Source organism: Nonomuraea sp. NPDC004354 (assembly GCF_053602555.1).
The window spans coordinates 149,948-173,381 of record NZ_JBSGDV010000006.1 but is presented as its reverse complement, the minus strand read 5'-3'; the positions used below and the strand labels follow the sequence as shown (position 1 = coordinate 173,381).

The window sequence follows — 23,434 nt, the reverse complement described above, 5'->3', positions numbered from 1 at the left end:
TAGCGCTCAGCGCAGGCTCTTGAGGTGCTCGAGAATCGGGTTGTAGGCCTGTTCGAGCGCCTGCAGCTGGTCGTCGGTCAGCAGGTCGACGAAATGGTCGCGGACGCTCTGGACGTGAAACGGCGCGACGCGCTGCATCGTGGCCCACCCGTCGTCCGTCAGCACCGCGAAGGTGCCACGCCGGTCGTCGGCGCAGTCCTCCCTGCTGACCAGGCCGGCCGCCTCCATCCGGGAGATCTGGTGCGACAGGCGGCTGCGCGACTGGATCGTGGCGTCGGCGAGGTCGCTCATGCGCATGCGCTTGCCCGGAGACTCGGAGAGGTTGACGAGGATCTCGTAGTCGTTCACCGACAGGCCGAACTCCTGCAGGTCGATGCCGAGGCGGTGCATGAGGAGCTTGTGCACGGCGAGGTGGGCACGCCAAGCGCGCTGTTCTGTCGTGGTAAGCCAGCGAGGCGTGCTCATGATCCCAATTTACCTCTCCGGCGGCGCTCACGACCGCGTCGCACCCCAAACGCATGCCCGCGCAGGGGCGGGGACGACGAGGGCCTGACCGTGGAAATGCACGACGACCCTATTTCGCCGGTATCCGGACGGCAGGACGGTCGGTGATAATCGTCACCAGCACCGACCCGGGCGCCGTCCACTCCAGCAGATGACGGCCCCGCCACTCCTGCCGCTCCAGCGCCGCCAGCTCCGACAGGTCCACCTCGCCCAACCGGTCGAGGGTCAGCTCGCCGCGCTTGACCAGCGCCTCCTTGCGCGCCCAGATCCTGATGAGGTCCGCGTTGCCGGTGACCAGCGCGCGCTCCCTGCCGGTGAGCGCCTGCCCGGCCAGAGCCTCGTCGAGGGGCCCGTCGGCCACCCGCTCGGCGTCGACGCCGACCTTCCCCTCACCGACCGCCGCGCAGACGTAGCCGTGGGTGTGGCTGAGGCTGACACCCAGCTCGGGATGCCCCTCCAGGTACGGCCGGCCGTGCCCGGCGCCGTGCACGTCGCAGTGCTGCAGCAGGGTGACCCGGTCGGGCGGCAGGTCGAGGTAGGCGGCGGCGCAGTGCCGTACGAGGAGGTGGGCGGCCACGAATGCGCGCCGGTCCGCCTCGCGGACGAACCTGGCGGCACGCTCCCGCTCGGCACCGGTCAGCCACCCCTCCGAACCGGTGATCTCCTCGACCGGTCCGCCCATCGCCAGAGGATCACGCATCCGCCCAGCTTAGAGGTCGGGAGGGGGATGGTCCTAGCCCTTCTTGTCGAGCTTGGTCTCGGTCTCCTTGGCCGCGCCGAGGACGGTGACGTCGCTGACCTTCCACGCGCCCTTCTGCTTGATCATGACCAGCTTCAGGTGTGTGCCGAGGACGTTGCGCACCGCCTCCTTGCTGGTGACCTGCTGGTCCACCGAGACCAGCGCCTTGGCGGAGGCGTCGTCCAGCTCGGACAGGTACACCTCGCGGACCGTCGCCTTGGAGACGGCCTCCAGCTTGACGATGACCTGCTCCATCGGGCCGCCGAACGCCTCGTCGTAGGTGGCCAGGAAGTCGCCCGCGGTCATCGCGATGACCTTGCCGCGGGTGGTCTGCAGGTCCTTGTAGTCGTAGCTGAGCAGGGTGGTGGCGAACGCGCCGGCGGCGCCCGACACCTCCAGACGCAGGAGGCGGTCGTGCTCCAGCGGGGCCAGCCGGTCCTGGAGGCGGCCGGCGCTGATCCACTGGAGCACCGCGGTCGCGCCCGCCGTGGCCAGCACCAGTGCCAGCACCGCGCCGATCGCCACACCACGCCACCGCGCGCCACGTCCTCCACCCGTACGGCCGGCACCCCCGTCCCCGGCGTCCCCGGCGGCGTGTCCGGTGGCGTCCCCGGCCGCGGTGCTCCCGGTCTTGGAGGCGACGGGCGGTGGATCGACGGCCTCCGAACCCTCGCCCTCCGGACCGTTGGTTCTCGAGGCCGGTGCCTTCAGAGCCTGTGCCCCCGGAGCCTGTGCCCCCAGAGTCTGTGCCCCCGAAGTCTGTGCCTCTGGGGTCTGTGCCTCTGGGGTCTGTGCCTTCGGGGTCGCCGCGTCCTCGGGGACGTCGGCCTTCGGGGCGTCGGTCGTCGAGGACGCGGCCTCCGGGACATCGGGCTGCGCGGTCTCGGCTCCCGAGATGTCGGCCTCCGGTTCCTCGCGGGTCGTCTCCTCGGCGAGGGACTGCTTGGTGGTCATGTGTCGTCACTCCGTTCCGCGGCGGCGAGAGGACCGTCCCACCGCGATCCAGCCCAGCACCCCGCCGCAGACGACGAGGGCCAGCAGGATCGCGACGACGAGCGGTGCGAGGTTCTGGGAGGTGGCGGCCGTGGGTGCCGCGCCCTCGGCGGCCGGGGCGGACGGGCCGGCGTCCCGCGGCAGAGCCTCACCGGCGTCGCCATCCGATCCGGTATCGCCGTCGGTGCCGGGACTGGCGTCGGCGCCGGTCTTGTCCGCGCCCGTCCTGGCGTCCGTGTCGGCCGGGGTGTCGGCCGGGGTGCCGGCCTGGGTGTCGGCGGGCTCGGTGTCGGGTGCGGACTCTTGCGGGGCGGTGCCGTTCTCCGGTCGCCGCGGGTCGGCGGTCGTCGGGGCGTCCTCGTCCTCGTGCGGGCCCCGGTCCGCCGTGAAGTCGACCGTGGCGACCGGCGCGTGCTTCGGGCACTCCAGCAGCGGCGCCATCCTCGGCGGACCGATCGGTTTCTCGTACTCCTCGGCGGGCTGCGGGCCGCCGGGGACGCTGAAGATGAACGTCGTCCTGCCGTACACGGTGCCGTCCGGGCGCTTGTCGCTGATGTCGTCGGTCAGGCTGAGCGCGGTCGGCACGACGCTGAGCAGGTGGTGGACGTCGCGTTCGGTCGCGGCGGAGAAGGCCGGCCGGTGCGGCAGGCCCGCGGCGGTGAGCGTGCACGACAGGCCGGGCCTGGCCGTCCTGATGAGGGTGTCGATCTGCCCGAACACGCCGGGCCCGTGGTCGAGGAAGGCGTGCAGGTCCTTGCGCGACTCGCGCAGCGAGCCGGTCACGGTCGCCAGGTCGGAGATGCCCGAGGCAAGCTTCTCCCTGCGGCCGGCCAGGGTGCCGGTCAGCCGGGTGAGCTGGACGGCCAGCTCGTCGAGGGTCCTGGAGTTGTCGGCGAGGGTGTCGGTCAGCCCGTGGGCGTCGTCGATGATGCTCCTGATCGCGGGCGCGCGGCCGTCCAGGGCCACCGCCAGCTCGTGGGTGACCGTCTTGGCGTCCTTGGCGGGGACCGCGTTGAGCAGCTTGCCCACGCCTTCGAACAGCTCCTTGTAGTCGAGCGGCACGCTCGTCCTGCGCACCGGGATCACGTCGCCCGGCGCGAACGAGGGCCCGTCCACGCCGGTCTCGGGCGGCGTCAGCTCCACGTACGGCTCGCCGATGGCCGACTTGCGCCGCACCTCGGCGGTGCTGGCTCTGGGCAGCCTGATCTCCCTGTCGATGTCGAGCCCCACGACGATCTTGCCGGGCGCGAGCCGTACGTCGCCGATCTTGCCGACGCGGACGCCCAGGTAGGCGACGTCGAAGCCGCGCACCAGGCCGGGGGAGGAGACGAACTCGGCGGTGATCCGGTACGGCTGGGTGATCACGTCGAGCTTGATGATCGTGCTGAACGCCCAGACCGTCATCACGACGCCGAGCAGCGCGAAGAAGCCCAGGTTGAGGTAGATGCGGGGTCTCATCGCGGCGGCTCCCACAGCAGCCGGAAGTCGTCCTTGCGGTTGGGCTGCGGGCCAGGGTCGACGTCGGGCCGGTTCGGGATGACGCCCTTGTTCTTCGGCAGCAGCAGGCCCTTCAGCCAGATGTAGATGAGCACCTGGCCGTTGACGGTGATCGGCGGGAGGTCGATGTAGGCCTGCATCCTGGTGACCAGCGTCTTGAGGTCCTCCTTGCCGCGCAGCATCGACGCGCTGATGGCGTCCACCTCCCGCAGCAGCGTACGCAGCCGGGCGGCGTGGCGCGGGTAGACCGTGACATTGGCCTCCTTCGCCAGTTTCGTCAGCGCGACGATCGCCTTCTTGATGTGCTTGCGGCCGTGCTTGACCCGGTCGGTGGCGGCGGCGAGCGTGCCGGGCAGCCGGTCGAGCTCCTTGCTGCCCTTGGCGAGCTGGTCGCCGAGCGCGGCCAGCCCCTCGATGGTGGCCGCGATCTCGGTCCTGGCGGCCGCGTAGCTGTCGGTGACCTGCGCGGTCTGCCTGATCAGCCGGTTGAGGTCGTCGCCCTTGCCGCCGAAGGCGGTGGCGGCGGCGTCGAGGACGGCGTTGACGTCCTGCGCGCCGAGCGCCTCGATCAGCGGGCCCGCCTTGGCGGTGACCTGCTCGATGTCGGGCTCGACGCTGGTGTCGGTGATCGTCGCGCCGCTGGGCAGGAAGGGCCCGGTGGCCATGGTCCTGCCCTTGGGCAGGGTGAGCAGCACGTAGTTCTCGCCGAGGATCGAGGTCTTGGCCACCGTGGCGCTGGTCCCGGTGGGGACCCGTTTGTCCTCCTGGATGGCCATCGTCACCCTGGCCCGGTAGCCGTCGAGCCGGACGTCGGTGACCGTGCCGACCCTGACGTCGGAGATCTGCACGCTGTGGCCGACCACCAGGCTCTGCACGTCGGAGAAGGTCGCCGACAGCGTCAGCTCGCCCTGCGTCGCGCCGACCGTCTGCAGCGTGCAACCCGAGGTGGTCAGGGCCAGGGCGAGCGCGGCGTGTCTGACTCTCATCGGCTCCCTCGCTCGTAGGGGCAGTTGCTCAGGCCGCCCGGCAGGCAGCTCATCCTGGGCAGGTTGAGCGACTCGAACAGGGGCGCCAGCCACGCCCTGGTCATCGCGTTGAGCACGACGCGGATCTTGAGGACGTGCTGCTCCTTGTCCCAGGCGTCGACGACCACGTCGGCGAAGTCGGCGGCGCCCTTGATGGCCTGGGCGAGCTGCTCGCTGTTGGCGCGCACGGTGAGCACCATCTCCGACAGCGTGGCGACGCCCTGGGGCAGGCGCTCCTGGTAGGCCTCGATGAGCACGTCGCCCCGCCGTACGAACTCGGCCATGCCGGCGACGAACCCGCGCAGCCGCCGGCGCTCCTCCGCCAGCGTGGCGCTGGCCTCGGCGAAGGCGTCGATGGTCTTGGTGACCTGGCCCTCCCGCTCGTTGAGGCTGGTGGCCAGCCTGTTCAGGCCCTTGGCCAGGTCGATGAGCTGCTTGTCCTGGGCGGCGAGCGTGCCGGTCAGCTTCGCGGTGTCGGCCAGCGCGTTGTTGATGGTCTTGCCGCGGCCCCGTACGCCGTCGGCCAGGTCGCCGGCCACGTCGCCGAGCTTGTCGGAGTCGAGGGCCTCGGTCAGCTTGGTGAAGGCGTCGAGGGCGTCGTCGATCTCCACGGGCAGGTCGGTGCGCCCGAGCGGGATGACCGCGCCGGGGGCGATCTTCGGCTTGCCGGGCTTCCACGGCGGGTACAGGACGACGTTGCGTTCGCCCAGGGTGTTCTGCGGGGCGACGACGGCCTTCACGTCGTCCGGCAGCGGGATCTCGGGGTAGACCGACATGTCCACCCTGACCTTGTCGCCCTCGATGGTGATCTTCTCCACGGTGCCGGCGTCCAGCCCCATGACCTTGACCCTGGCCTGCTCGTAGAGGCTCGGAGCCTTGGCGAAGATCGCGGTGAGGTGGTAGGGCGCGGGGCCGAGCAGCGAGCAGCCGCCGGTGGCGGCGAGCAGGAGGGCCATGACGAGCAGCGCCATGCCGCGCCGGGCGAGGGTGCGCGGGCGCCGCCGCGTGCCGGGGCTCATCGGTCGTTCTTCCTGTCCTTGGCGATCGCGGCCAGCACCTCGGGGTTGATCGGTCCCAGCCCGGTGGCGATGGCCTCGATCCACGGCCCCTGCCCGCCCATTGTCGACAGCCCCGCGAACGTCGGGCCGGCCCACCCCAGCACGGAGTTGAACTCCTTCCTGCTCCCGGTCAGCTTCGTGGTGATCGCGCTGGTGTTGTCGAGGGTGTCCACCAGGCTCTTCTCGTGCTCGACGATCAGCTTGGTGGTGCCGGCGACCAGGTCGCTGCCGTCGCCCAGGAGCGTGCGCAGCTCGGCCCTGCGCGCCCGCAGCTCGTCCAGCATGACCTCGATCGCGTCGATGAGCCGCCCGATCTGCTTGTCCTTCTTCTCCAGGACGTTCATGATCTTGGTGCCGTTGTCGAGCAGGCGCTGCAGGTCGGGCTGGCTCCTGCTGATCGTGTCCGACAGGTCGCCGATGTTCTTCAGCAGGCGCGTCACCCGTCCCCGCTTGGCCAGGTCCACCTTGCCCAGCTCGGTGAGCAGCTTGTCGACCGCCTCGGTGTCGAGCCGTTTCACCAGCCTGGTGGCGTCCTTGAGCGCGTCGTTGACCAGGACGGGGGTGCCGGTGCGCTCGACCGGGATGGTCCGCTGCCCCTCGGGCAGCTGGTCCAGGTACGGCGCGGCCACCGGCCCGGTCAGCTTCACGTAGCGCCCGCCCAGCAGGTTGGACAGCGTGATGTCGGCCCGGGTGTTCCTGCCGAGCCGTACCTCGCTGTCGACCTTCCAGGTGACCACCACGTGACCCTGCCCGTAGTCGGGGCGCACCTCGGTCACCTCACCCACGCGCACGCCCGCCACCCGCACGTCGTTGCCCGTCTTCAGCCCGCCGGAGTCGACGAAGATCCCCGACATGTAGTAGCCGCCCTCGAGCAGGCCGAGCGTGCCGACCAGGAACGTGCCGACGAACAGCGAGACGAGCACGCCGAGCGAGACGAGCCCCACCGCGATCCTGTTGCGGTCGCGGAACGATTTCAGCGCCATCACCCACCCACCATGAGCCTGCGCAGGTCCTTGGAGCTCTGGATCCTCAGGCTCTCCCGCAGCGGGGGCGGCGACTCCATGGGATAGGGACACGGCTGGGGCCCGAGAGCCACGCACGGGACCGCCGAGATGAAGTAGTGGCCGCGGTTGACGCTGGCGTAGGCGCGGCTGAACAGCGGCCGGATGGTGTTCACCGTCCTGTCGACCTTGTTCACGTTGCGCCGGATGCCGGAGGTGAGCCGGGCCAGGCTGTCGGTGACCGCGCCGAGCTCCTCGGCGTTCTTGCCGAGCACCTCGTTGGAGACGCGGAAGGTGGTCGACAGCTCCACCAGGGACTCGTCGATCAGCCTGCGGTTGTCGGCGAACGACTCCGACAGCGTCACCAGGTTGTCGACCAGGCGGGAGATCTGCCGGTCGCGCCTGGCCACCACGCCCGTGACGGTGGCGTAGTCCTTCAGCAGCTGCCGGATGAGCTCCTTGCGCTGGTTGACCGTGCCGGTGATGTCGTTGACGTTGTCGAGCAGGCGGGGGATGTTCTCGTGGTTGCCCTCCAGGGCCTTGCCGGCGGCGGTGAGCAGCTGGTTGATCTGCTCGGCGTCCAGGCTCCTGGTGAGCGGGCCGAGGTCGCTGACCAGCTCGCCGATGTCCACGACGGAGGCGGTGCGCGCGATGCGGGCGCCCGGCGCGAGCCGGTCGGGGGCGGTGCCGGGGACGAGGTAGACCACGCGCTGCCCGACGGCGTTGCGCCACCTGATGGCCGCCTCGCTGTCGGAGGGGATCCGCACCGCCTCCTGCACCTCCAGCGTCACCTCCGCCCTGCCGTCGACGACCCGGATGGAGCGCACCTGGCCGACCGGCGCGCCCGCGATCTTGACCTGGTCGCCCACCAGCAGCCCCGAGACGTCGTCGAAGGTGGCGACCAGCGGGTATCCGGCGTCCGTGCTGACCCGGGCGATCTGTACGGCGAGCACGGCGATCAGCGAGACGGTGACGGCGAAGAACAGGCCGAAGCGCAGGAGCGTCCAGCGGCGCACGACGCGTTCCCTGGAGACGGCCATCTCAGCGCTTCCTCCCGTCCGTCGGACCGCAGGAGCCGACGATCAGCTCGCAGATGTCGGTGGCGACGAACGCCTCCACCTGGAGCTGGCGGTTCCCGTCGGGGCCGGGCGCCTCGATGAGCTTGTTGAGCAGGTCGACCAGCGTCGTGATGCCGCGCACCCCGTCACCCGCCAGGCCGAGCTGGGCGTAGATGAGCGCGGTCACCCGCTCGGCGGAGTGCACGCCCTCGCGCAGGTTCCGCCGGTGCTTGCGCAGGCCGTGGGCGCCGAGCGCGGAGACGTCGGAGATCTGGTCGAGCAGGACGCGCACCTTCTCGGCCCGCTCCAGCAGGCCGGGGGTGATGGTGTTGACGTCGGCGCCGATCGCGACGATCTCGTCGCCCTTGTCGGCGAGCGTGGCCGACAGCGCGGCCGCGTCGCCGAGGAAGCGCCTGGCCCGCTCGCGGTGCCGGTGCGCGACGCCGACCACGGTGCCCGCGTCGTCGACGAGCTCGCGCATCTTGCCGCCCTTGCCCTCCAGGCCCTTGGCGATCGTGTGCACGATGACCGTGACCTCGCGCGGGTCCACCGCGTCCAGGCCCCGGTAGGCGTCGCCGAGCGAGTCGGACAGGTCGAGTGGACCCTCCGTGTCGGTGATCACGGCGCCGGCCCCCAGGTAGGGGCCGCGCGCCTCACCGGAGCCGAGCCGCAGGTCGACGAACTTGGGGCCGAAGACCGAGCTCGGCTCGATGGAGGCGGCGGTCGTCTGCGGCAGCCGGACGCCGGGCTGGATGTGCATGGTGACCACGGCCTGGCCCTTGGCGTTCAGGTCGACCGCGGTCACGTCGCCCACGGTGATGCCGCGGATCTTGACGGGGGAGTTGGTGTCCATGCCCTGTCCCGCGCGGTCGAAGACCGCCTGGACCTTGGTGCCGCTGATCTCGGTGACGCCGCGCACGAGGAAGAAGCCCGTCGCGACCAGGACCACGACCACGACCAGCGCCACGGCCATGCGGGCGGGCAGGGACAGCTCGTGACGGCCCATGGCTCACCCCGTCAGCTTCACGCCGCTGCCGTCCCCCCAGAACAGGAACGACAGCAGCAGGTTGAGCAGGACGATCGTGACGATCGACTGGCGGATGGCGCGTCCCGCGGCCACGCCCACGCCGACCGGGCCGCCGGTGGCGTAGAAGCCGTAGTAGCAGTGGATGACGATGACCACGAACGCGAAGACGGCGACCTTGATCACGCTGTAGACGATGTCGCTGACCGGCAGGCCGATGTAGAAGTAGTAGTCGTAGACGCCCGGCGCCATCCCGAACAGCACCGTGCACATCAGCCGGGTGGCGAAGAAGCTGGCGAACAGCGCGATCAGGTAGATCGGAAGCAGCGCGACCAGCGCCGCGACGACCCGGGTGCAGATGAGATAGGTGAAGGCGTTGATGCCCATCACCTCGAGCGCGTCGATCTCCTCCGAGATCCGCATCGCGCCGAGCTCGGCGGTGAACGACGAGCCGACCTGCGCCGCCAGCGCCACCGCCGCGATGATCGGGGTGATCTCGCGGACGTTGGCGAAGCTGCCGACCAGGCCCATGAACGACTCGGCGCCGATCGCCTGCAGGCCCTGGTAGCCCTGCAGACCCACGGTCGCCCCCACGACGAAGGCCATCGTGAACACCACGAAGATCATGCCGCCGCCGACGACCGTCGCGCCGACACCCACGACCACGTCGCTCACCTGGCGCATGACGACCTTGAAGTACTTCAGGCGCAGGATCACGTCGCGGACGGAGTAGAAGAGCACCTTCCAGACGAACAGCGGCCAGTCGGCCAGGCGCGCGAAGCGCTCGCCCGCCTCGCGGCCGGCTGCCGCCAGGCGCAGGCCCGCCGTACGGGTGACCATCACAGCACCTTCGGGGGGAAGGCGAGGAAGTAGATCGCGGTGATCACGTAGTTCATCGCGAAGACCAGCATGAAGGTGACGACGGTGGCCCTGTTGACCGCGCGGCCCACGCCGACGGGGCTGGTGGCGCAGGTCATGCCCATGTAGCAGGACACCGCGGCGGCGACGAAGCCGAACACCCACGCCTTGAACAGGGTCACCACCAGGTCGGTCGGGACCACCAGCGACAGCGCCCCGTCGAAGTAGGCGCCGGGGGTGACGCCCTGGACGACCACGTTGAAGAAGTAGCCGCCGGCCGCGCCCGCCACGATCACCAGCGGGGCCAGGCACACCGCGACCGTACTGGCCGCCCACATGCGCGGGGTGACCAGGCGGTGGATCGGGTTGACCGCCATGACCTCCATCGCGGCCAGCTCGTCGCGGATGTGGCGGGCGCCGATGTCGGAGGTCATCGCGCTGCCTCCGGCGCCGGCGATCAGCAGCGCGCTGGCCATGGGGGCCACCTCGCGCACCAGGCCGACGAAGACCGCGCTGCCGGTGGCCGAGGAGGCGCCTAACTGCCAGGCCAGCTCGCCCACCTGCAGCGCCACGGTGGCGCCCAGGGGGAGCGAGACCAGCAGCACGGGCACGCTGGTCACCCTGGCCAGGAACCAGCACTGGGTGACGAACTCCCACCACCAGGCCTTGACGTCCCAGGTACGGCGCAGGCCCTCCAGGGCGATCACGAACAGCTCGCCCACCTGGCCCAGCACGCTCGCGGCCTTGCGGCCGACGTACCCGGTCAGCGCCATGACCACCTCGGGGGCTCGACTATGGATCAGTCACCTTACTGACGGGTAGTCCAGTAAGTCGATGGTTCCCTGGGAATTTGAGGAAAAGGTATGAGACGCAGCTCACAGGTTGTCAGCCCGCCACGAAAAGTGACGGCCCTGTGACCTTCGGGCGTCCACCGCCGCGGGAACACGCGGGCCGGAGCAAAGCGAAAGGCCCGGCCGTGATACACGGCCGGGCCTTTCCGAAGTAGCGGGGACAGGATTTGAACCTGCGACCTTTGGGTTATGAGCCCAACGAGCTACCGAGCTGCTCTACCCCGCGTCGACATGCATAAGACTAGCAGCTCGGCGGGAGTGCTCGGGCACGTTTGTCTGGGTGCGCGGCCGCGCTCAGCCCAGCAGGGTCGCCATCCAGCCCTCCACCTCGTCCGGGTGACGGGGCAGCCCCGCCGACATCAGCCTGGCGCCGTCGGCGGTGACGACCAGGTCGTCCTCGATCCGCACCCCGATGCCGCGGAACTCCTCCGGCAGCGTCAGGTCGTCGGCCTGCAGGTAGAGACCGGGCTCCACGGTGAGGACCTGGCCCTCCTCCAGCACGCCGTCCAGGTAGCTCTCGGCCCTGGCCTTGGCGCAGTCGTGGACGTCGAGGCCGAGCATGTGGCCGCTGCTGCAGACCGTGTAGCGGCGGTACAGGCCGCTCTCCATGAGCCGGTCCGGCGAGTCCTTCAGCACCCCCCAGTCGTGCAGGCCCTCGCAGATGACGCGCATGGCCGCCAGGTGGAAGTCGCGGAAGCGCGCGCCCGGCCTGAGGGTGGCGATGGCCGCGCTCTGCGCCTCGTACACCAGCTCGTACACCTGTCGCTGGACCGGGGTGAAGCGCCCGGACAGCGGCAGCGTCCTGGTGATGTCGGCGGTGTAGAGCGAGTCGGTCTCGATGCCGGCGTCCAGCAGCAGCAGATCCCGCTCGTCCAGCCTGCCGTCGTTGCGGATCCAGTGCAGCACGTTGGCGTGCGCGCCGGAGGCGACGATGCTGTCGTAGCCGACGGCGTTGCCCTCCAGGCGCGAGCGCAGGCCGAAGACACCCTCCAGGTACCGCTCGCCGCGCACCTGACCCAGGGCCGCCGGTACGGCCCGCACCACGTCCTCGAACCCGCGGGTGGTCGCGTCGACCGCGAACTGCAGCTCGGCGACCTCCCACTCGTCCTTGAGCAGCCGCATCTCCGACAGGAAGGACTCCAGCTCCGCGTCACCCTCGCCCGGCGCGACCCTCGCGTCCACGCTCGCGTCGACGCCGCGCAGCACCCGCGCGGTCCCGCCCAGCGACAGCTCGCCGATGTGCGCGGTCGCCACCTGGTACAGGTCCTGGGCCTCGCCCAGGTCGGGACGGCGGCCCACCCAGAACTCGCCGAAGCGCCGGTCGCGGTAGAACTCCTGGCTGCCCGCCCGCGGCGAGCGGGGGCGCAGGTAGAGCACGGCCTCGCCGGTCGGCTCGATCACCAGCACGTCGTCGGGCTCGGTGTCGCCGGTCAGGTAGGCGAAGGCGCTGTGCGTCCTGAACCGGTAGTCGCTGTCGTTGCTGCGCACCTTCAGCGAGCCGGAAGGGATGATCAGCCGTTCGCCCGGGAACCGGGCGGCCAGCGCGGCGCGCCGCTTGGCCGTCCAGGGCGCGACGGGAAGCGGCTCGAGGCCGGTCTGCCGGGTGTCCGCCCAGCCCGTCTCCATGAAGGCGGCCAGCTCGTCGGTGATGGGCAGGTCGTGGCTGCCGGTGTTCAGCTTCTCGGACAATGCTGATCCCTGGGGTAGGAGGTGATATTTCACATGGTACGACGCTCGCGCCCCCCTGCACCTTAACGGCAAAAACAATGTCGCTCGTGATTGGTCCGAGTGAGCCCAGGGGAGAGTCAGGGGTACCTACAGCCGAGGTGGTGGTCCATGCTCATCGGAACGATCTTGCGGGGCAAGGGATCAGACGTGGTGACGGTGCGCCCGGACACCACGGTGCGAGAATTGCTGACCAGGCTTGCCGACTACAACATCGGCGCCGTCGTCGTGTGCGGGGACGACTCGGTGATCACCGGGATCGTGTCCGAACGTGACGTCGTGCGCAGGCTCAACGACAGGGGCCCCGAGGTCCTCGACGCCCCTGTCTCGGACATCATGACGGCCGAGGTGCGCACCTGCCAGATCGACGCCAACGTCGACGAACTGCGCAGGACGATGACCACCCACCGCATCAGGCACGTGCCCGTGATCGACGCGGGACGCCTGGTCGGCATCGTGAGCATCGGAGACGTGGTCAAGAGCACCATCGAGCAGCTCGAGACGGAGAAGGCCTCGCTCGTCGACTACCTGCACCGCTGACCGGAGGCGGGGGGACATGGCACGCTTGTCCCCGTGACGTACGGCCACCCCCCGCCACCACGCGCCTCGAGCAGCCCGACGCTGATCCTGCTCGCCTCGGGGCTGACCGGGATCCTCGGCTTCCTCATCGGCTTCTTCGCGGGCCTCGGATCGTCGGAGCCCGCCGCGGCGCCGCCGTACTCGGCGCCGGAGATGACCGTGACCATGGAGAGCCCGTCGGAGAGCCCGTCGGAGACGCCGACGGGCGGGATCGGCACGGCACCGACGGCACCGACGGGAGCGCCCACGGGAGGCACCGTCACGGGCCCGGCCACCGGCGGTCCGGCGCCGAGCCGGCCGCCCGCCGCGGTCCCCTCCGGGGGATCGTCCGTGCCCTCGTCCGTGCCCTCGGCGGGGCTGCCGCTGGGCAGCGGCATCCAGGTGGTCGGCACCGACATCCAGCCAGGCACTTACAAGACGGAAGGCCCCGCCGCCGGCCAGCCGTTGTGCTACTGGGCCCGGTTGAAGGGCACGGGGGGCGATCCCGGCGACGTGATCACCAGCGGGATGCCCAGCGGGCCCGCGACCGTCACCATCGAGGCGACCGACAAGGCCTTCCAGAGCGGGGGCTGTGGACCATGGGTGAAACTGTGAAACTCAAGCTCGACCTGCACGACATCTACAACAAGGGCGACCAGATCGACAGGGCGCTGCGGGGCATCATCGACGAGGCCATCCGCAAGCGGGCCACCGAGGTCGAGATCATCCCGGGCAAGGGCAGCGGGCAGCTCAAGAAGAAGGTGCTGCGCTTCCTCGACCAGAAGGAGATCAAGGCGCTCTACCACCGCATCGACAAGGACGCCAAGAACCACGGGCGGCTCTTCGTGTACTTCCGCCACAAGTGAGCGCGGGCGGAGCAGCCGATCAGTGCCGGGAACACGCGCAAGCCGGTGGCCGTGGGAGGAACCGGGGGAGCGGGGAATGATGCGAGCATGTCGATCCTGCGAAACTTCCTGGAAAGCGTGCGCACCGGCGGCATCGAGGTCATCGACCTGACCGCGCCCCTCTCCGACCAGACACCGATCCTTCAGCTCCCCGAACCCTTCGGGAACACGATCCCCTTCCGGCTGGAGGAGATCAGCCGCTACGACGACCGCGGCCCCGCCTGGTACTGGAACGACATCCACACCGGCGAGCACACCGGCACGCACTTCGACGCCCCCGTCCACTGGGTGACCAACCGCGACGGCCAGGACGTCTCCCAGGTGCCCGTGCAGCGCCTGCTCGCGCCCGCCGTCGTCCTCGACTTCGCCGCCGAGGCGTCCAAGGACCCCGACTTCCTGCTCGAGGTGGAGCACGTCGAGGAGTGGGAGCGGGTCAACGGGCCGCTGCCCGCGGGGGGCTGGCTCCTCTACCGCACCGGCTGGGACGCCAGGTCCGACAGCCCCGCCGACTTCCTCAACGAGGGCCACTCGCCCGGCATCTCGGTGGAGTGCGCGCGCTGGCTGGCCAGGCAGGCTCCGATCATCGGCGTCGGAGTCGAGACCGTCGGCACGGACGCCGGCGCCGCCCACTCCTTCGACCCCGCCTTCCCGTGCCACTCCTTCCTGCTCGGCGCGGGCAAGTACGGCCTGACCCAGCTGCGCAACCTCGACAAGCTCCCGCCCACGGGCAGCGTCGTGATCGCGCCCCCGCTGCCGATCGTCGGCGGCTCGGGCAGTCCCGTCCGCGTTCTCGCGCTGGTCGAACGGTGACCGTCGCGGCGCTGGTGGGCCGGATCCTCGCCGAGCTCGGCGTGGAGACGGTCTTCGGCGTGGTCGGCAGCGGCAACTTCCACGTCACCAACGCCCTCGTGGCCGGCGGTGCCCGCTTCGTGGCCGCCCGCCACGAGGGCGGCGCCGCGACCATGGCCGACGCCTACGCGCGGATGAGCGGCCGGGTCGCCGCCGTCTCGGTGCACCAGGGCCCGGGGCTGACCAACGCGATGACCGGCATCGCCGAGGCGGCCAAGAGCCGTACCCCGCTCATCGTGCTGGCCGGCGAGGCGACCCAGGTCCGCTCCAACTTCCACGTCGACCAGGACGCGATGGCCCGCGCCGTGGGCGCCACGGCCCTGCGGGTCCGCTCGGCCGGGACCGCCGTCGCGGACACCGTCGAGGCGTTCCTCACGGCGCGGGCCGGCCGTACCGTCCTGCTCAACCTCCCTCTGGACGTGCAGAGCGAGGCGGGGGACCGGGACGAGGCGTGGAAGGCGGCCGTCCTGAGCGCCCGCACCGCCGCCGAGCCGCCCACCGCCCCGTCCGAGGAGGACGTGGCCCGGCTGGCCGGCCTGCTGTCCGGCGCCGAACGGCCGGTGTTCGTCGCCGGCCGCGGCGCCAGGCACGCCCGCCGCGAGCTGGAGGCCCTCGCCGACCGGGCGGGCGCGCTGCTGGCGACCTCCGCCGTCGCCAAGGGCCTGTTCCGGGGCAGCCCGTGGGACCTCGACGTCAGCGGCGGCTTCGCCTCCCCCCTGGCGGCCGAGCTGATCGCGGGCGCGGACGTGCTGGTGGGCTGGGGGTGCGCCCTCAATATGTGGACGACCAGGCACGGCAGGCTCATCGGCCCGCGCGCCAAGGTCGTCCAGGTCGACCTCGACCCGGACGCCATCGGCGCCCACCGGCCCGTCGAGCTGGGCGTCGTGGGCGACGTCGCCAGGGTGGCCACGGCGGTGACGGCGGCGCTCGGCGGCACGCCGTCGAGGGCCTCCTGCCGCACGCCTGAGCTGGCCGCGCGGATCGCGGGGGAGGTGCGGTGGCGCGGCGTGCCGTACCAGGACGAGAGCGGGGACGGCAGGATCGACCCCAGGACGCTCACGATCGCGCTGGACGACCTGCTGCCCGCCGACCGCGTCGTCGCCACCGACTCGGGCAACTTCATGGGATATCCGGCGATGTTCCTCGACGTCCCCGACGAGCGGGGGTTCTGCTTCACCCAGGCCTTCCAGTCGATCGGTCTCGGCCTGGCCACCGCGATCGGCGCGGCGGTGGCTCTGCCGGACAGGCTCGCCGTGGCCGCGCTGGGCGACGGCGGCGCGCTCATGGGCATCGCCGAACTGGAGACCGTGGTACGGCTCGGGCTGCCGATGGTGATCGTGGTCTACGACGACGAGGCCTACGGGGCCGAGGTGCACCACTTCGGGCCGTCGGGGCACCCGCTCGACACGGTCACCTTCCCCGCCGTCGACCTGGCCGGGATCGCCCGCGGGTACGGCTGCGCGGCGGTGACCGTCACGGAGCGGGGCGACCTGGACGCGGTCGTCTCGTGGCTGGAGGGGCCGAGGGATCGGCCGCTCCTGGTCCATGCGAAGGTCAGCGCGAGTCATGGGTCGTGGTGGCTGGAGGAGGCGTTCCGAGGCCACTGACCGCCCCTCGGGCCGGCGGGGTGCCGGACGGCGGGCGTCGGGCTGGAGTGGCCGGGCCGGGCGGCGGTCAGAGCTTGCGGTAGGTGCGGGCCTCCTCCGCGGCGGCCAGCACCTGGGCGAGCGGCGCGCCCGCGGCGGCGGTCACGGCCGCGGCGATCGCGCCCTCCACGAACGGCACGTCGGCCAGCACCACCCGCCCCGGCTCCTCGAGGAGCTTCGCGGTCAGCACCGAGCTGCCGAGGTCGGGAACGAGCAGCACGCCCGCGCCGCCGTCCACCTCGGCCACGGCCCGCTCGATGCGGTCGAGGCTGGTGCCGAGCTCGCCGTCCTCGGTGCCGCCCGCGCCCGCCACCATCGCCTCGGGCCCGGCGATCTGCCGCGCCAGCGCGGCCGCCTCGGCCGCCAGCGCGGCGCTGTGCGACACCAGGACGATCCCCACCATGCCGCTCACGCTCGCCTCCCGGGCCGGCCCCGCCGGGCCGTCACCTTCGTCCTCCCGCCACCACCGGTGTCCCGGGCCGGCCCTGCCGAGCCGTCACCTTCGTCCTCCCGCCACGGGTGTCCCGGGCCGCCCCCCGCGGGGGAGGTCACGGGCGCAGCGCGGAGACGAGGAGGGCGGCCGAGGCGGCGCCAGGGTCCTCGTGGCCGACGCTGCGCGGGCCCAGATAGCTCGCCCTGCCCTTGCGCGCCTGCAGGGGGATCGTCGCCTTGGCCCCCTCGGCCGCCGCCACCGCCGCCCGCTCGAGCGCGTCGTCGGGCCGCAGGCCCTCCCGCGCCGCGTCGGCCAGCGCGCGCGAGGCGGGTGCCAGCGCGTCGACCATGGTCTTGTCGCCCTCCGCCGCCTTCCCGAGCCGCCGCACCGCGTCGATCGCCGTCGCGAAGGCGGTGGCCAGGTCGCCGAGGGAGACCTCCCGCGCGTCGCCCAGCGACTTGCCCAGCTGGCGGAACAGCGTGCCGTACAGGGGGCCGGAGGCGCCGCCGACCCGGCGGACCAGGGTGGTGCCCACGAGGGTGAGGAGCTGCCCGGGGTTGTCCTGCGGGCTCTCGGCCAGCGCCTCGCGGACGGAGGTGAAACCGCGGTCGAGGTTGGTGCCGTGGTCGGCGTCGCCGATGGCGGCGTCGAGGCGGGTCAGCCGGTCGCGGTTGACCGACACGACCCGGATGGTCTCCTGGATCCAGGCGGTGAAGAAGGCGAGGTCCATCAGCGGCCCCACCGCAGCGCGGGCGTCTGCACGGGCGCGTCCCACAGGCGCGTGAGGTCGGCGTCGAGCCGGCACACCGTCACCGAGAAGCCCTGCATGTCGAGGCTCGTGACGTAGTTGCCGACCAGCGAGCGGGACACGCGCGCGCCCTTCGCCTTGACGTAGGCCGCCACCTCGGCGAAGGCGACGTAGAGCTCGATCAGCGGGGTGCCGCCCATGCCGTTCACCATGACCAGCAGGTCGCCGGCGAGGGGCAGGTCGCCGTGGATCGCGTCCATGGCGACGGTGGCGAGCTCCCGCGCGGGGGCGAGGGGCGCGCGGGAGCGGCCCGGCTCGCCGTGGATGCCGATGCCCAGCTCGACCTCCGTCTCGGGCAGGTCGAAGGTGGGCTTGCCGGCGGCGGGCACGGTGCAGGAGGTCAGCGCGATGCCGAACGACCTGCTGCGGGCCGCGACCTGCCCGGCGATCCGCGTGGTCTGCGCCAGCGGCGCGCCGCTCTCGGCCAGCGCGCCGGCGATCTTCTCCACGAACAGCGTGGCGCCCGTGCCCCTGCGCCCGGCGGTGTAGAGGGAGTCCTGGACGGCGACGTCGTCGTCGACCACGACGCTGGACACCGTCATGCCCTCCTCGGCGCACAGCTCGGCGGCCATCTCGAAGTTCATGACGTCGCCGGTGTAGTTCTTGATGACGTGGAGCACCCCCGCTCCGCCGTCGACGCGCCTGGTCGCCTCGACGACCTGGTCGGGCACCGGCGAGGTGAAGACGTCGCCGGGGCAGGCGGCGTCGAGCATGCCGTGGCCGACGAACCCCGCGTGCAGCGGCTCGTGTCCCGAGCCCCCGCCCGAGACGAGCGCCACCTTTCCCGGCCGTGGGGCGTCGGCCCGCCAGACCACCCGCCCGCCGACGTCGACCCGCAGCGTGGGGTGGGCCGCCGCGAGCCCCGCCAACGCGTCGGCGACCACGGACTCCGGGTTGTTGATGAGCTTCTTCACGCGCATCCTCCTGCCCGCTCGTTCCAAGGGACGTGCGATCACGCCGACCTCTTCTCCGGTTTACGCCTGGATGCGGGCCGAAGCGCCTCTTTACCTCAATCTTGACCCGGAGTTCTGACGACTGTCCAGGAGGGCGGGGCCTCCAGTGATCACGCGCCGGTGCTGAGCGCTCGGCGAGTGCGTTACCTTCTGCACATGGCTGAGATCGTGTACCCGCCGGTTATCGCCACCGCGCGGACCCTCTTCCGGATCATGGACTACCGCTTCCACATGGAGGGGACCGAGCACATCCCGCGCACGGGCGGGGCGGTGCTGGTCAGCAACCACATCAGCTATCTCGACTTCATCTTCGCCGGCTTCGCCGCGCTGCCGGCCAAACGGCTGGTGCGCTTCATGGCGAAGGACGACGTCTTCAAGCACCGCGTCTCCGGCCCGCTCATGCGCGGCATGCACCACATCCCCGTCGACCGCGGCGCGGGCGCGGGCTCCTACGCCACCGCGCTGCGCATGCTCAAGGCGGGCGAGATCGTGGGCGTGTTCGCCGAGGCGACCATCAGCCGTTCCTTCACCGTCAAGGACATCAAGAACGGCGCCATCCGCATGGCCCAGGCCACCAAGGTGCCGATGATCCCGGTGGCGCTGTGGGGCAGCCAGCGGCTGTGGACCAAGGGCCGGCCCAAGCGGCTCACCCAGCGCCACGTGCCGCTCACCATCCTGGTGGGCGAGCCGATGCACCCCAAGCGCGGCGACGACATGGCCGAGCTGACCACGCGGCTGCACACCAGGATGTCGGAGCTGGTCGACCGGGCGCAGCGGACCTACCCGGAGATCCCGCCGGGCGTGTGGTGGCAGCCCGCCCACCTCGGCGGCACCGCGCCCACGCCCGAGGAGGCCGCGGCCATGGACGCCGCCGAGGCCGAACGCCGCAAGGACGACGAGTAGCGATCTTCTGGGAGGCTGGCTGCCAGCCGTACCGAAGGGGTCGAATGTTTGGGATCGTCCGCCCGTGCCGCCATGCGTTATGCGGTGGGTTGTTCAAGCAGTGGATGGCGCATCTGTGCGGGTTGTGCCTCGCGCTGCGCGACGAGCACGGCCATGCCTCCAGGCTGGTGACGAACTACGACGGGTTGCTGGTCTCGGTCCTGACCGAGGCGCAGACCGTCGCGGCGGCGCCGCGCAGGCGGGCGGCGCCGTGCGCGTTGCGCGGGTTCAAGGGCGCCGACGTGGTCGAGGCCCAGGGTGTACGGCTGGCGGCGTCGGTCTCGCTGGTCCTGGCGGCCGGAAAGCTGCGTGACCACGTCGCCGACGGCGACGCCCTCTACCGCCGCCGCCTGGTGGCCGCGGCCGCCGAGCGCGTGGCCGCCCGCTGGTCGCGGGCAGGGTCCGACACGGCGGGCGCGCTCGGCTTCGACCCGGGACCGCTCACGCTGGCGGTGCGCGAGCAGACCCGGCTCGAACGCACGCCGGGCCTGTCGCTGCTGGAGCTGACCGCGCCCACCGAGGCCGCGGTCGCCGCCGCCTTCGAGCACACGGCGGTGCTGGCCGGCAAGCCCCACAACCGGCAGACGCTGCGGGAGGCGGGCCGCTTCTTCGGCCGGCTGGCCCACCTGCTCGACGCGGTGGAGGACCTGCCCCGCGACCGGGCCCAGGGCGCCTACAACCCGCTGGCGGCCACCGGCACGGACCTGGCCGGCGCCCGGCGCCACTGCGACGACGCCCTGCTGGGCCTGCGGCTGGCGGTGGAGGACCTCGACCTGGAGCGGCACGGCCTGGTCCGGGCGCTGCTGGTCAAAGAAGCCGGCCACGCGGTCACCCGCGCGTTCGCGGCGACCGATCCGGACAGCCCCGAACGCGTCAAGCGGCGCCCGGTGGACCCCGGAGGGCTGCTGTCGCTGGCGTGCACGACGCTGAGCTGCTGCACCTGCGGCCTGTACCGGCCGGAGTGGGACGAGGAGCACGAGCGCGGCTGCTGCTCCCGGCTCGACTGCAGCGGTTGCGAGGCCTGCGGCAACTGCGGCGACTGCTGCTCGTGCTGCGGCGACGGGTGCTGCGGCGACGGCTGCTCCTGCGGCTGCGACTGCTGAGCGGCCCCCTCGGGGGCCGCCTCGTCAGATCGCTTCCTGGTAGCTTCCCGGCGCGCGGACACTGGCCAGCATGCCCGCCACCCGCTCCGGCGAGGGACGGCGCGCGGGGTCGTGGTGGAGCAGACCCTCGATGAGCGGTCGCAGCATCCCCGCCCGGCGCGGGCGAGGGAAACCGCCCTGGCGGTAGAGCGCGAGAACGCTGGCGGCGTCCTTGCCCGGGTACGGCGGCCGCCCCTCGACCGCGCTGTAGAGCGTGGCCCCGAACGACCACATGTCGCCCTCCTTGGTGGCCATGCCGCCGGACAGCCGCTCGGGCGCCATGAAGGCGGGGGTGCCGCGCAGGCCGCCCGAGCGGGTGGAGGTCAGGTCGGCCTCGGCGGTGGCGATGCCGAAGTCGGTCAGGACGACCCGGTCGCCGGTCAGCATGACGTTGGCCGGCTTGACGTCGCGGTGCAGGACGCCTGACGTGTGCGCGTGGCGCAGCGCCCCCAGCAGGTGGCGGCCGAGGCCGGCGACGGAGGTGTCGGGCAGCGTGCCGACCTGGGAGAGCAGGTCGTGCAGCGACAGGCCCTCCAGGTACTCCATGACGATCCAGAGCCTGCCCTGCTCCTCGACGAGGTCGTGGACGGTGACGATGCTCGGATGGGTCAGCCGCGCCGCCAGCCTGGCCTCGCGCAGCACGCGCCTGCGCACCGCCTCGGCCTCGCCGACCAGTGTCAGCTCCTTCAGCGCCACCTCACGGTGGAGAAGCTGGTCGAACGCGCGCCACACCACGCCCATCCCACCCCGGCCCGCCTGCTCGCCAAGCCGGTATCGCCCGCCGCCGATCTCCCGCATGTCATCCCCTCGTCGCTAGGCGTAATGATGTCAAATGATCGCGAAGGATATGCCGCCTCGACTGATCTAGATATATGCGCGTTCGTAGGCACGCAGGTCAGAGCGGTAAGAACGTCGAGTCCGAGTCCCAGATCACTTTTCCTGACGGGTCGGTCAGGACCGCGTTGCCGTCGTCGCGCAGGACCAGTTCGCCGCCGGGCGCGCCTGCCGTACCGGAGCGGAAGGAGACCAGGTGGCGCCTGCGGTCGCGGGCCGCGCGGTAGACGACCAGCGCGCCCTCCGGCTGGAGCACGCACACGCTGCCGCGCTGGGGTGAGGTCATCCTGGCGTGGCGGCGGGCCACGCCGTCGGAGAAGAGGGTCAGCACGCCCTTGTCGGTGATCTCCAGCGAGTGCCTGCCGCCGGGGGAGCGGATGGGGAAGCCGTGCTCGATGGACTCGAAGCTTCTGATCCGGTTGTAGGAGGCCTGCCTGATCTCGGTGCCCGTGCACGGCGACCAGACGGGCCTGCCGTCGGGGGCGTAGATGACGAGGTTGCCGTCGTCGTGCAGGACCAGGAAGGAGCCCTCGGGGTGGCGGAAGGCGGGCTCGGGCCAGACGGCGCCCGCGGCGTTCCTGAGGCCGAGCGAGCGCCCGCGGTCCATGGTGAGCCTCCCGCCGGGCACCCAGTGGTCGGTGGCCCACAGCGGCCTGCCGTACCTGTCGCTCGGCAGGGTGCCCTGGTCGTAGAGGACGAGGTTGCCGTCGGTCTGATACTCCAGCTTGAACTCCCGCCGGCCCTGTGCGGTCCTGCGCGAGAGGATCCGGTCGCCGGGGTTCATCGACTCGCCTGACTTGAGTACGCGCGTGCGCTCGGCCATACCACTCACACAGCCACAGGCTCGGGTGTGCGGGCAAGAGCCCGGGCGGCGAGAGGCATGACCGTGAGGCAGAGGACGACCGCCCCGACGAAGACGACGGGCAGGCCCGCCACGCCGCCGACGACGCCGCCGAGCGCCGCGCCCAGCGGGTTGCCGCCCATCCCGATGAGCCGGTAGGCGGAGTTGACGCGGCCCAGCAGCTCCTCGGGGATGATCCGCTGGCGGAAGGAGACGACCAGCACGTTGCCCGCCGCGCTGGTGGCGCCGAGCAGGACGCCGGTGACGTAGACCGACGGGACGGTGGGCACGAGCACCGGCAGCAGCAGGGAGAGTCCGTTGACGGTCCAGAGGATGACCAGCGTCCTGCCCTCGCCGAACCGGCGGGCGGTCCGATGGGCGAGCAGCGAGCCCGCGATGGCGCCGACGGCCAGGACCGTCAGGACCGCGCCGTACTGGCCGGCGGTCATGCCGATCACCGACTCCTCGCCGACCGCCCACAGGACGAACACCGACAGGTAGGCCGAGCTGCACATGTTCATCACGCCGGCCGCGACGGCCAGGTCGCGGACCGTGCGGTCGCGCACCAGGTAGCGCAGGCCGGTGGCGATGTCCTGGCGCAGGGGCGCCGTGGAGACGGTGGCGGAGCGGTGGCGCCCCCGCATGCCGAGCAGGAGCAGCCCCGCGGCGGTGTACAGCAGCGCGGGCGCGCCGAACAGGGCGGCCGGCGCGAGGGCGACCAGGAACCCGGCCACCGGCGCGCCGACGAAGCTGTTGCCGATCGTCCGCGCCGCGACGATGTGGCCGTTGGCCCTGCCGAGATCGTCCTTGCCGACGACCATTGGCAGCACGCTCTGCGCCGCGGTGTCGTTGAAGACCTCGCAGGCCCCTGAGACCAGAAGGATGGCCAGCAGGAGCGGCAGGCTGAGAGCGTCCATGGCCACGGCGACGGCCGTGCCGGCCAGGGCCACGGCCCGCGCCCACGCGGTGACCACCATGATCCGGCGGCGGTCGCCGCGGTCGGCGAGGGCACCGGCGTGCAGCGCCAGCAGCAGCCACGGCAGCGTGGTGGCCACACCGGCCAGCGAGACCAGCGCCGGGTCGCGGGTCAGGGTGATGGCGAGCAGCGGGGCGCCGGTCAGGAGCACGCCGTCGGCGAGGTTGGCCGAGGTCGTGGCGGCGAGCAGGTATCTGAAGGAGCGTCCCACGGT

The 23,434-nt window shown here is 71.7% G+C and carries 25 protein-coding genes and 1 tRNA gene; 7 read left to right on the top strand and 19 right to left on the bottom strand.

The genetic code is table 11. The features are described 5' to 3' along the window. Nucleotides 1–6 precede the first annotated feature (6 nt). The 13 genes from ACWENQ_RS20205 to ACWENQ_RS20145 all read right to left on the bottom strand — a co-directional run bounded on the left by ACWENQ_RS20205 (nucleotide 7) and on the right by ACWENQ_RS20145 (nucleotide 12,297). The gene (locus ACWENQ_RS20205) at nucleotides 7–465 is read right to left on the bottom strand and encodes a MarR family winged helix-turn-helix transcriptional regulator (RefSeq protein WP_452415611.1); all 459 of its coding nucleotides are present in this window, start codon (nucleotides 463–465) and stop codon (nucleotides 7–9) included. Nucleotides 466–574: 109 nt separating this feature from the next. After that, on the bottom strand, nucleotides 575–1,204 hold the full coding sequence (locus ACWENQ_RS20200) for a 4'-phosphopantetheinyl transferase family protein (RefSeq protein WP_452415609.1): 630 nt from the start codon (nucleotides 1,202–1,204) through the stop codon (nucleotides 575–577). A gap of 33 nt (nucleotides 1,205–1,237) precedes the next feature. Beyond that, entirely contained in the window at nucleotides 1,238–2,197 is a 960-nt protein-coding gene (locus ACWENQ_RS20195; RefSeq protein WP_452415608.1) for a hypothetical protein, read from the bottom strand. Between the two features lie 6 nt (nucleotides 2,198–2,203). Continuing rightward, on the bottom strand, nucleotides 2,204–3,694 hold the full coding sequence (locus tag ACWENQ_RS20190) for an MCE family protein (RefSeq protein WP_452415606.1): 1,491 nt from the start codon (nucleotides 3,692–3,694) through the stop codon (nucleotides 2,204–2,206). Further along, nucleotides 3,691–4,719 (bottom strand): MCE family protein, encoded by a 1,029-nt coding sequence (locus ACWENQ_RS20185; protein WP_452415605.1) that lies wholly within the window; start codon nucleotides 4,717–4,719, stop codon nucleotides 3,691–3,693. The genes ACWENQ_RS20190 and ACWENQ_RS20185 overlap by 4 nt, the downstream gene beginning before the upstream one ends. Then, nucleotides 4,716–5,777 carry an MCE family protein gene (locus ACWENQ_RS20180; RefSeq protein ID WP_452415603.1) on the bottom strand — a complete coding sequence of 354 codons (1,062 nt, stop codon included), beginning with the start codon at nucleotides 5,775–5,777 and terminating at the stop codon, nucleotides 4,716–4,718. The genes ACWENQ_RS20185 and ACWENQ_RS20180 overlap by 4 nt, the downstream gene beginning before the upstream one ends. Continuing rightward, entirely contained in the window at nucleotides 5,774–6,799 is a 1,026-nt protein-coding gene (locus tag ACWENQ_RS20175) for an MlaD family protein (protein WP_452415601.1), read from the bottom strand. Before ACWENQ_RS20175 ends, ACWENQ_RS20180 begins: the two co-directional genes overlap by 4 nt. Then, nucleotides 6,799–7,857 (bottom strand): MCE family protein, encoded by a 1,059-nt coding sequence (locus ACWENQ_RS20170; RefSeq protein WP_449920745.1) that lies wholly within the window; start codon nucleotides 7,855–7,857, stop codon nucleotides 6,799–6,801. Before ACWENQ_RS20170 ends, ACWENQ_RS20175 begins: the two co-directional genes overlap by 1 nt. Before the next feature lies 1 nt (nucleotide 7,858). Then, entirely contained in the window at nucleotides 7,859–8,881 is a 1,023-nt protein-coding gene (locus ACWENQ_RS20165) for an MlaD family protein (RefSeq protein ID WP_354910673.1), read from the bottom strand. A gap of 3 nt (nucleotides 8,882–8,884) precedes the next feature. Further along, nucleotides 8,885–9,739 carry an ABC transporter permease gene (locus ACWENQ_RS20160; RefSeq protein ID WP_354910676.1) on the bottom strand — a complete coding sequence of 285 codons (855 nt, stop codon included), beginning with the start codon at nucleotides 9,737–9,739 and terminating at the stop codon, nucleotides 8,885–8,887. Further along, nucleotides 9,739–10,530: an MlaE family ABC transporter permease gene (locus ACWENQ_RS20155; RefSeq protein ID WP_354910679.1), complete on the bottom strand. Its 792-nt coding sequence runs from the start codon at nucleotides 10,528–10,530 to the stop codon at nucleotides 9,739–9,741. The genes ACWENQ_RS20160 and ACWENQ_RS20155 overlap by 1 nt, the downstream gene beginning before the upstream one ends. A 230-nt stretch (nucleotides 10,531–10,760) precedes the next feature. Next, nucleotides 10,761–10,834, bottom strand: a tRNA-Met gene (locus ACWENQ_RS20150). A 68-nt stretch (nucleotides 10,835–10,902) separates the two neighbouring features. Next, on the bottom strand, nucleotides 10,903–12,297 hold the full coding sequence (locus ACWENQ_RS20145) for an aminopeptidase P family protein (RefSeq protein ID WP_452415599.1): 1,395 nt from the start codon (nucleotides 12,295–12,297) through the stop codon (nucleotides 10,903–10,905). A gap of 147 nt (nucleotides 12,298–12,444) precedes the next feature. Here ACWENQ_RS20145 and ACWENQ_RS20140 point away from each other — a divergent pair, with 147 nt between their 5' ends. From ACWENQ_RS20140 to ACWENQ_RS20120, 5 genes are all read left to right on the top strand, one after another. Next, nucleotides 12,445–12,873: a CBS domain-containing protein gene (locus tag ACWENQ_RS20140; RefSeq protein WP_449920737.1), complete on the top strand. Its 429-nt coding sequence runs from the start codon at nucleotides 12,445–12,447 to the stop codon at nucleotides 12,871–12,873. A 33-nt stretch (nucleotides 12,874–12,906) separates the two neighbouring features. Next, nucleotides 12,907–13,506: a hypothetical protein gene (locus ACWENQ_RS20135; RefSeq protein ID WP_452415597.1), complete on the top strand. Its 600-nt coding sequence runs from the start codon at nucleotides 12,907–12,909 to the stop codon at nucleotides 13,504–13,506. Further along, nucleotides 13,503–13,757, top strand: coding sequence for a Smr/MutS family protein (locus tag ACWENQ_RS20130; protein ID WP_354910689.1), 255 nt, complete (start codon nucleotides 13,503–13,505; stop codon nucleotides 13,755–13,757). The genes ACWENQ_RS20135 and ACWENQ_RS20130 overlap by 4 nt, the downstream gene beginning before the upstream one ends. An 87-nt stretch (nucleotides 13,758–13,844) precedes the next feature. Further along, nucleotides 13,845–14,606, top strand: coding sequence for a cyclase family protein (locus ACWENQ_RS20125; RefSeq protein WP_449920732.1), 762 nt, complete (start codon nucleotides 13,845–13,847; stop codon nucleotides 14,604–14,606). Continuing rightward, nucleotides 14,603–16,252, top strand: coding sequence for a thiamine pyrophosphate-binding protein (locus ACWENQ_RS20120; RefSeq protein ID WP_452415596.1), 1,650 nt, complete (start codon nucleotides 14,603–14,605; stop codon nucleotides 16,250–16,252). The genes ACWENQ_RS20125 and ACWENQ_RS20120 overlap by 4 nt, the downstream gene beginning before the upstream one ends. A 67-nt stretch (nucleotides 16,253–16,319) precedes the next feature. Here ACWENQ_RS20120 and dhaM read toward each other — a convergent pair whose 3' ends face one another. The 3 genes from dhaM to dhaK all read right to left on the bottom strand — a co-directional run bounded on the left by dhaM (nucleotide 16,320) and on the right by dhaK (nucleotide 18,446). Then, complete coding sequence (gene dhaM, locus ACWENQ_RS20115; protein WP_354911008.1) at nucleotides 16,320–16,694, bottom strand: dihydroxyacetone kinase phosphoryl donor subunit DhaM; 375 nt, start codon at nucleotides 16,692–16,694, stop codon at nucleotides 16,320–16,322. 145 nt (nucleotides 16,695–16,839) lie between these two features. Further along, entirely contained in the window at nucleotides 16,840–17,454 is a 615-nt protein-coding gene (dhaL, locus tag ACWENQ_RS20110) for a dihydroxyacetone kinase subunit DhaL (protein ID WP_354910697.1), read from the bottom strand. Then, nucleotides 17,454–18,446 (bottom strand): dihydroxyacetone kinase subunit DhaK, encoded by a 993-nt coding sequence (gene dhaK / locus ACWENQ_RS20105; protein WP_449920726.1) that lies wholly within the window; start codon nucleotides 18,444–18,446, stop codon nucleotides 17,454–17,456. Before dhaK ends, dhaL begins: the two co-directional genes overlap by 1 nt. Nucleotides 18,447–18,641: 195 nt before the next feature. Here dhaK and ACWENQ_RS20100 point away from each other — a divergent pair, with 195 nt between their 5' ends. Beyond that, a complete protein-coding gene (locus ACWENQ_RS20100; protein WP_452415594.1) occupies nucleotides 18,642–19,388 on the top strand; it encodes a lysophospholipid acyltransferase family protein in 747 nt (248 codons plus the stop codon). Between the two features lie 44 nt (nucleotides 19,389–19,432). Beyond that, nucleotides 19,433–20,530 carry a DUF5685 family protein gene (locus tag ACWENQ_RS20095; protein WP_449920722.1) on the top strand — a complete coding sequence of 366 codons (1,098 nt, stop codon included), beginning with the start codon at nucleotides 19,433–19,435 and terminating at the stop codon, nucleotides 20,528–20,530. Nucleotides 20,531–20,554: 24 nt separating this feature from the next. On the opposite strand, the gene ACWENQ_RS20090 is transcribed toward ACWENQ_RS20095, so the two are convergent. The 3 genes from ACWENQ_RS20090 to ACWENQ_RS20080 form a co-directional block, all read right to left on the bottom strand. Then, complete coding sequence (locus ACWENQ_RS20090; RefSeq protein WP_449920720.1) at nucleotides 20,555–21,367, bottom strand: serine/threonine-protein kinase; 813 nt, start codon at nucleotides 21,365–21,367, stop codon at nucleotides 20,555–20,557. A gap of 97 nt (nucleotides 21,368–21,464) precedes the next feature. Further along, complete coding sequence (locus tag ACWENQ_RS20085) at nucleotides 21,465–22,226, bottom strand: hypothetical protein (protein ID WP_452415593.1); 762 nt, start codon at nucleotides 22,224–22,226, stop codon at nucleotides 21,465–21,467. 5 nt (nucleotides 22,227–22,231) lie between these two features. Further along, nucleotides 22,232–23,431: an MFS transporter gene (locus ACWENQ_RS20080; protein WP_452415591.1), complete on the bottom strand. Its 1,200-nt coding sequence runs from the start codon at nucleotides 23,429–23,431 to the stop codon at nucleotides 22,232–22,234. Nucleotides 23,432–23,434 lie beyond the last annotated feature (3 nt).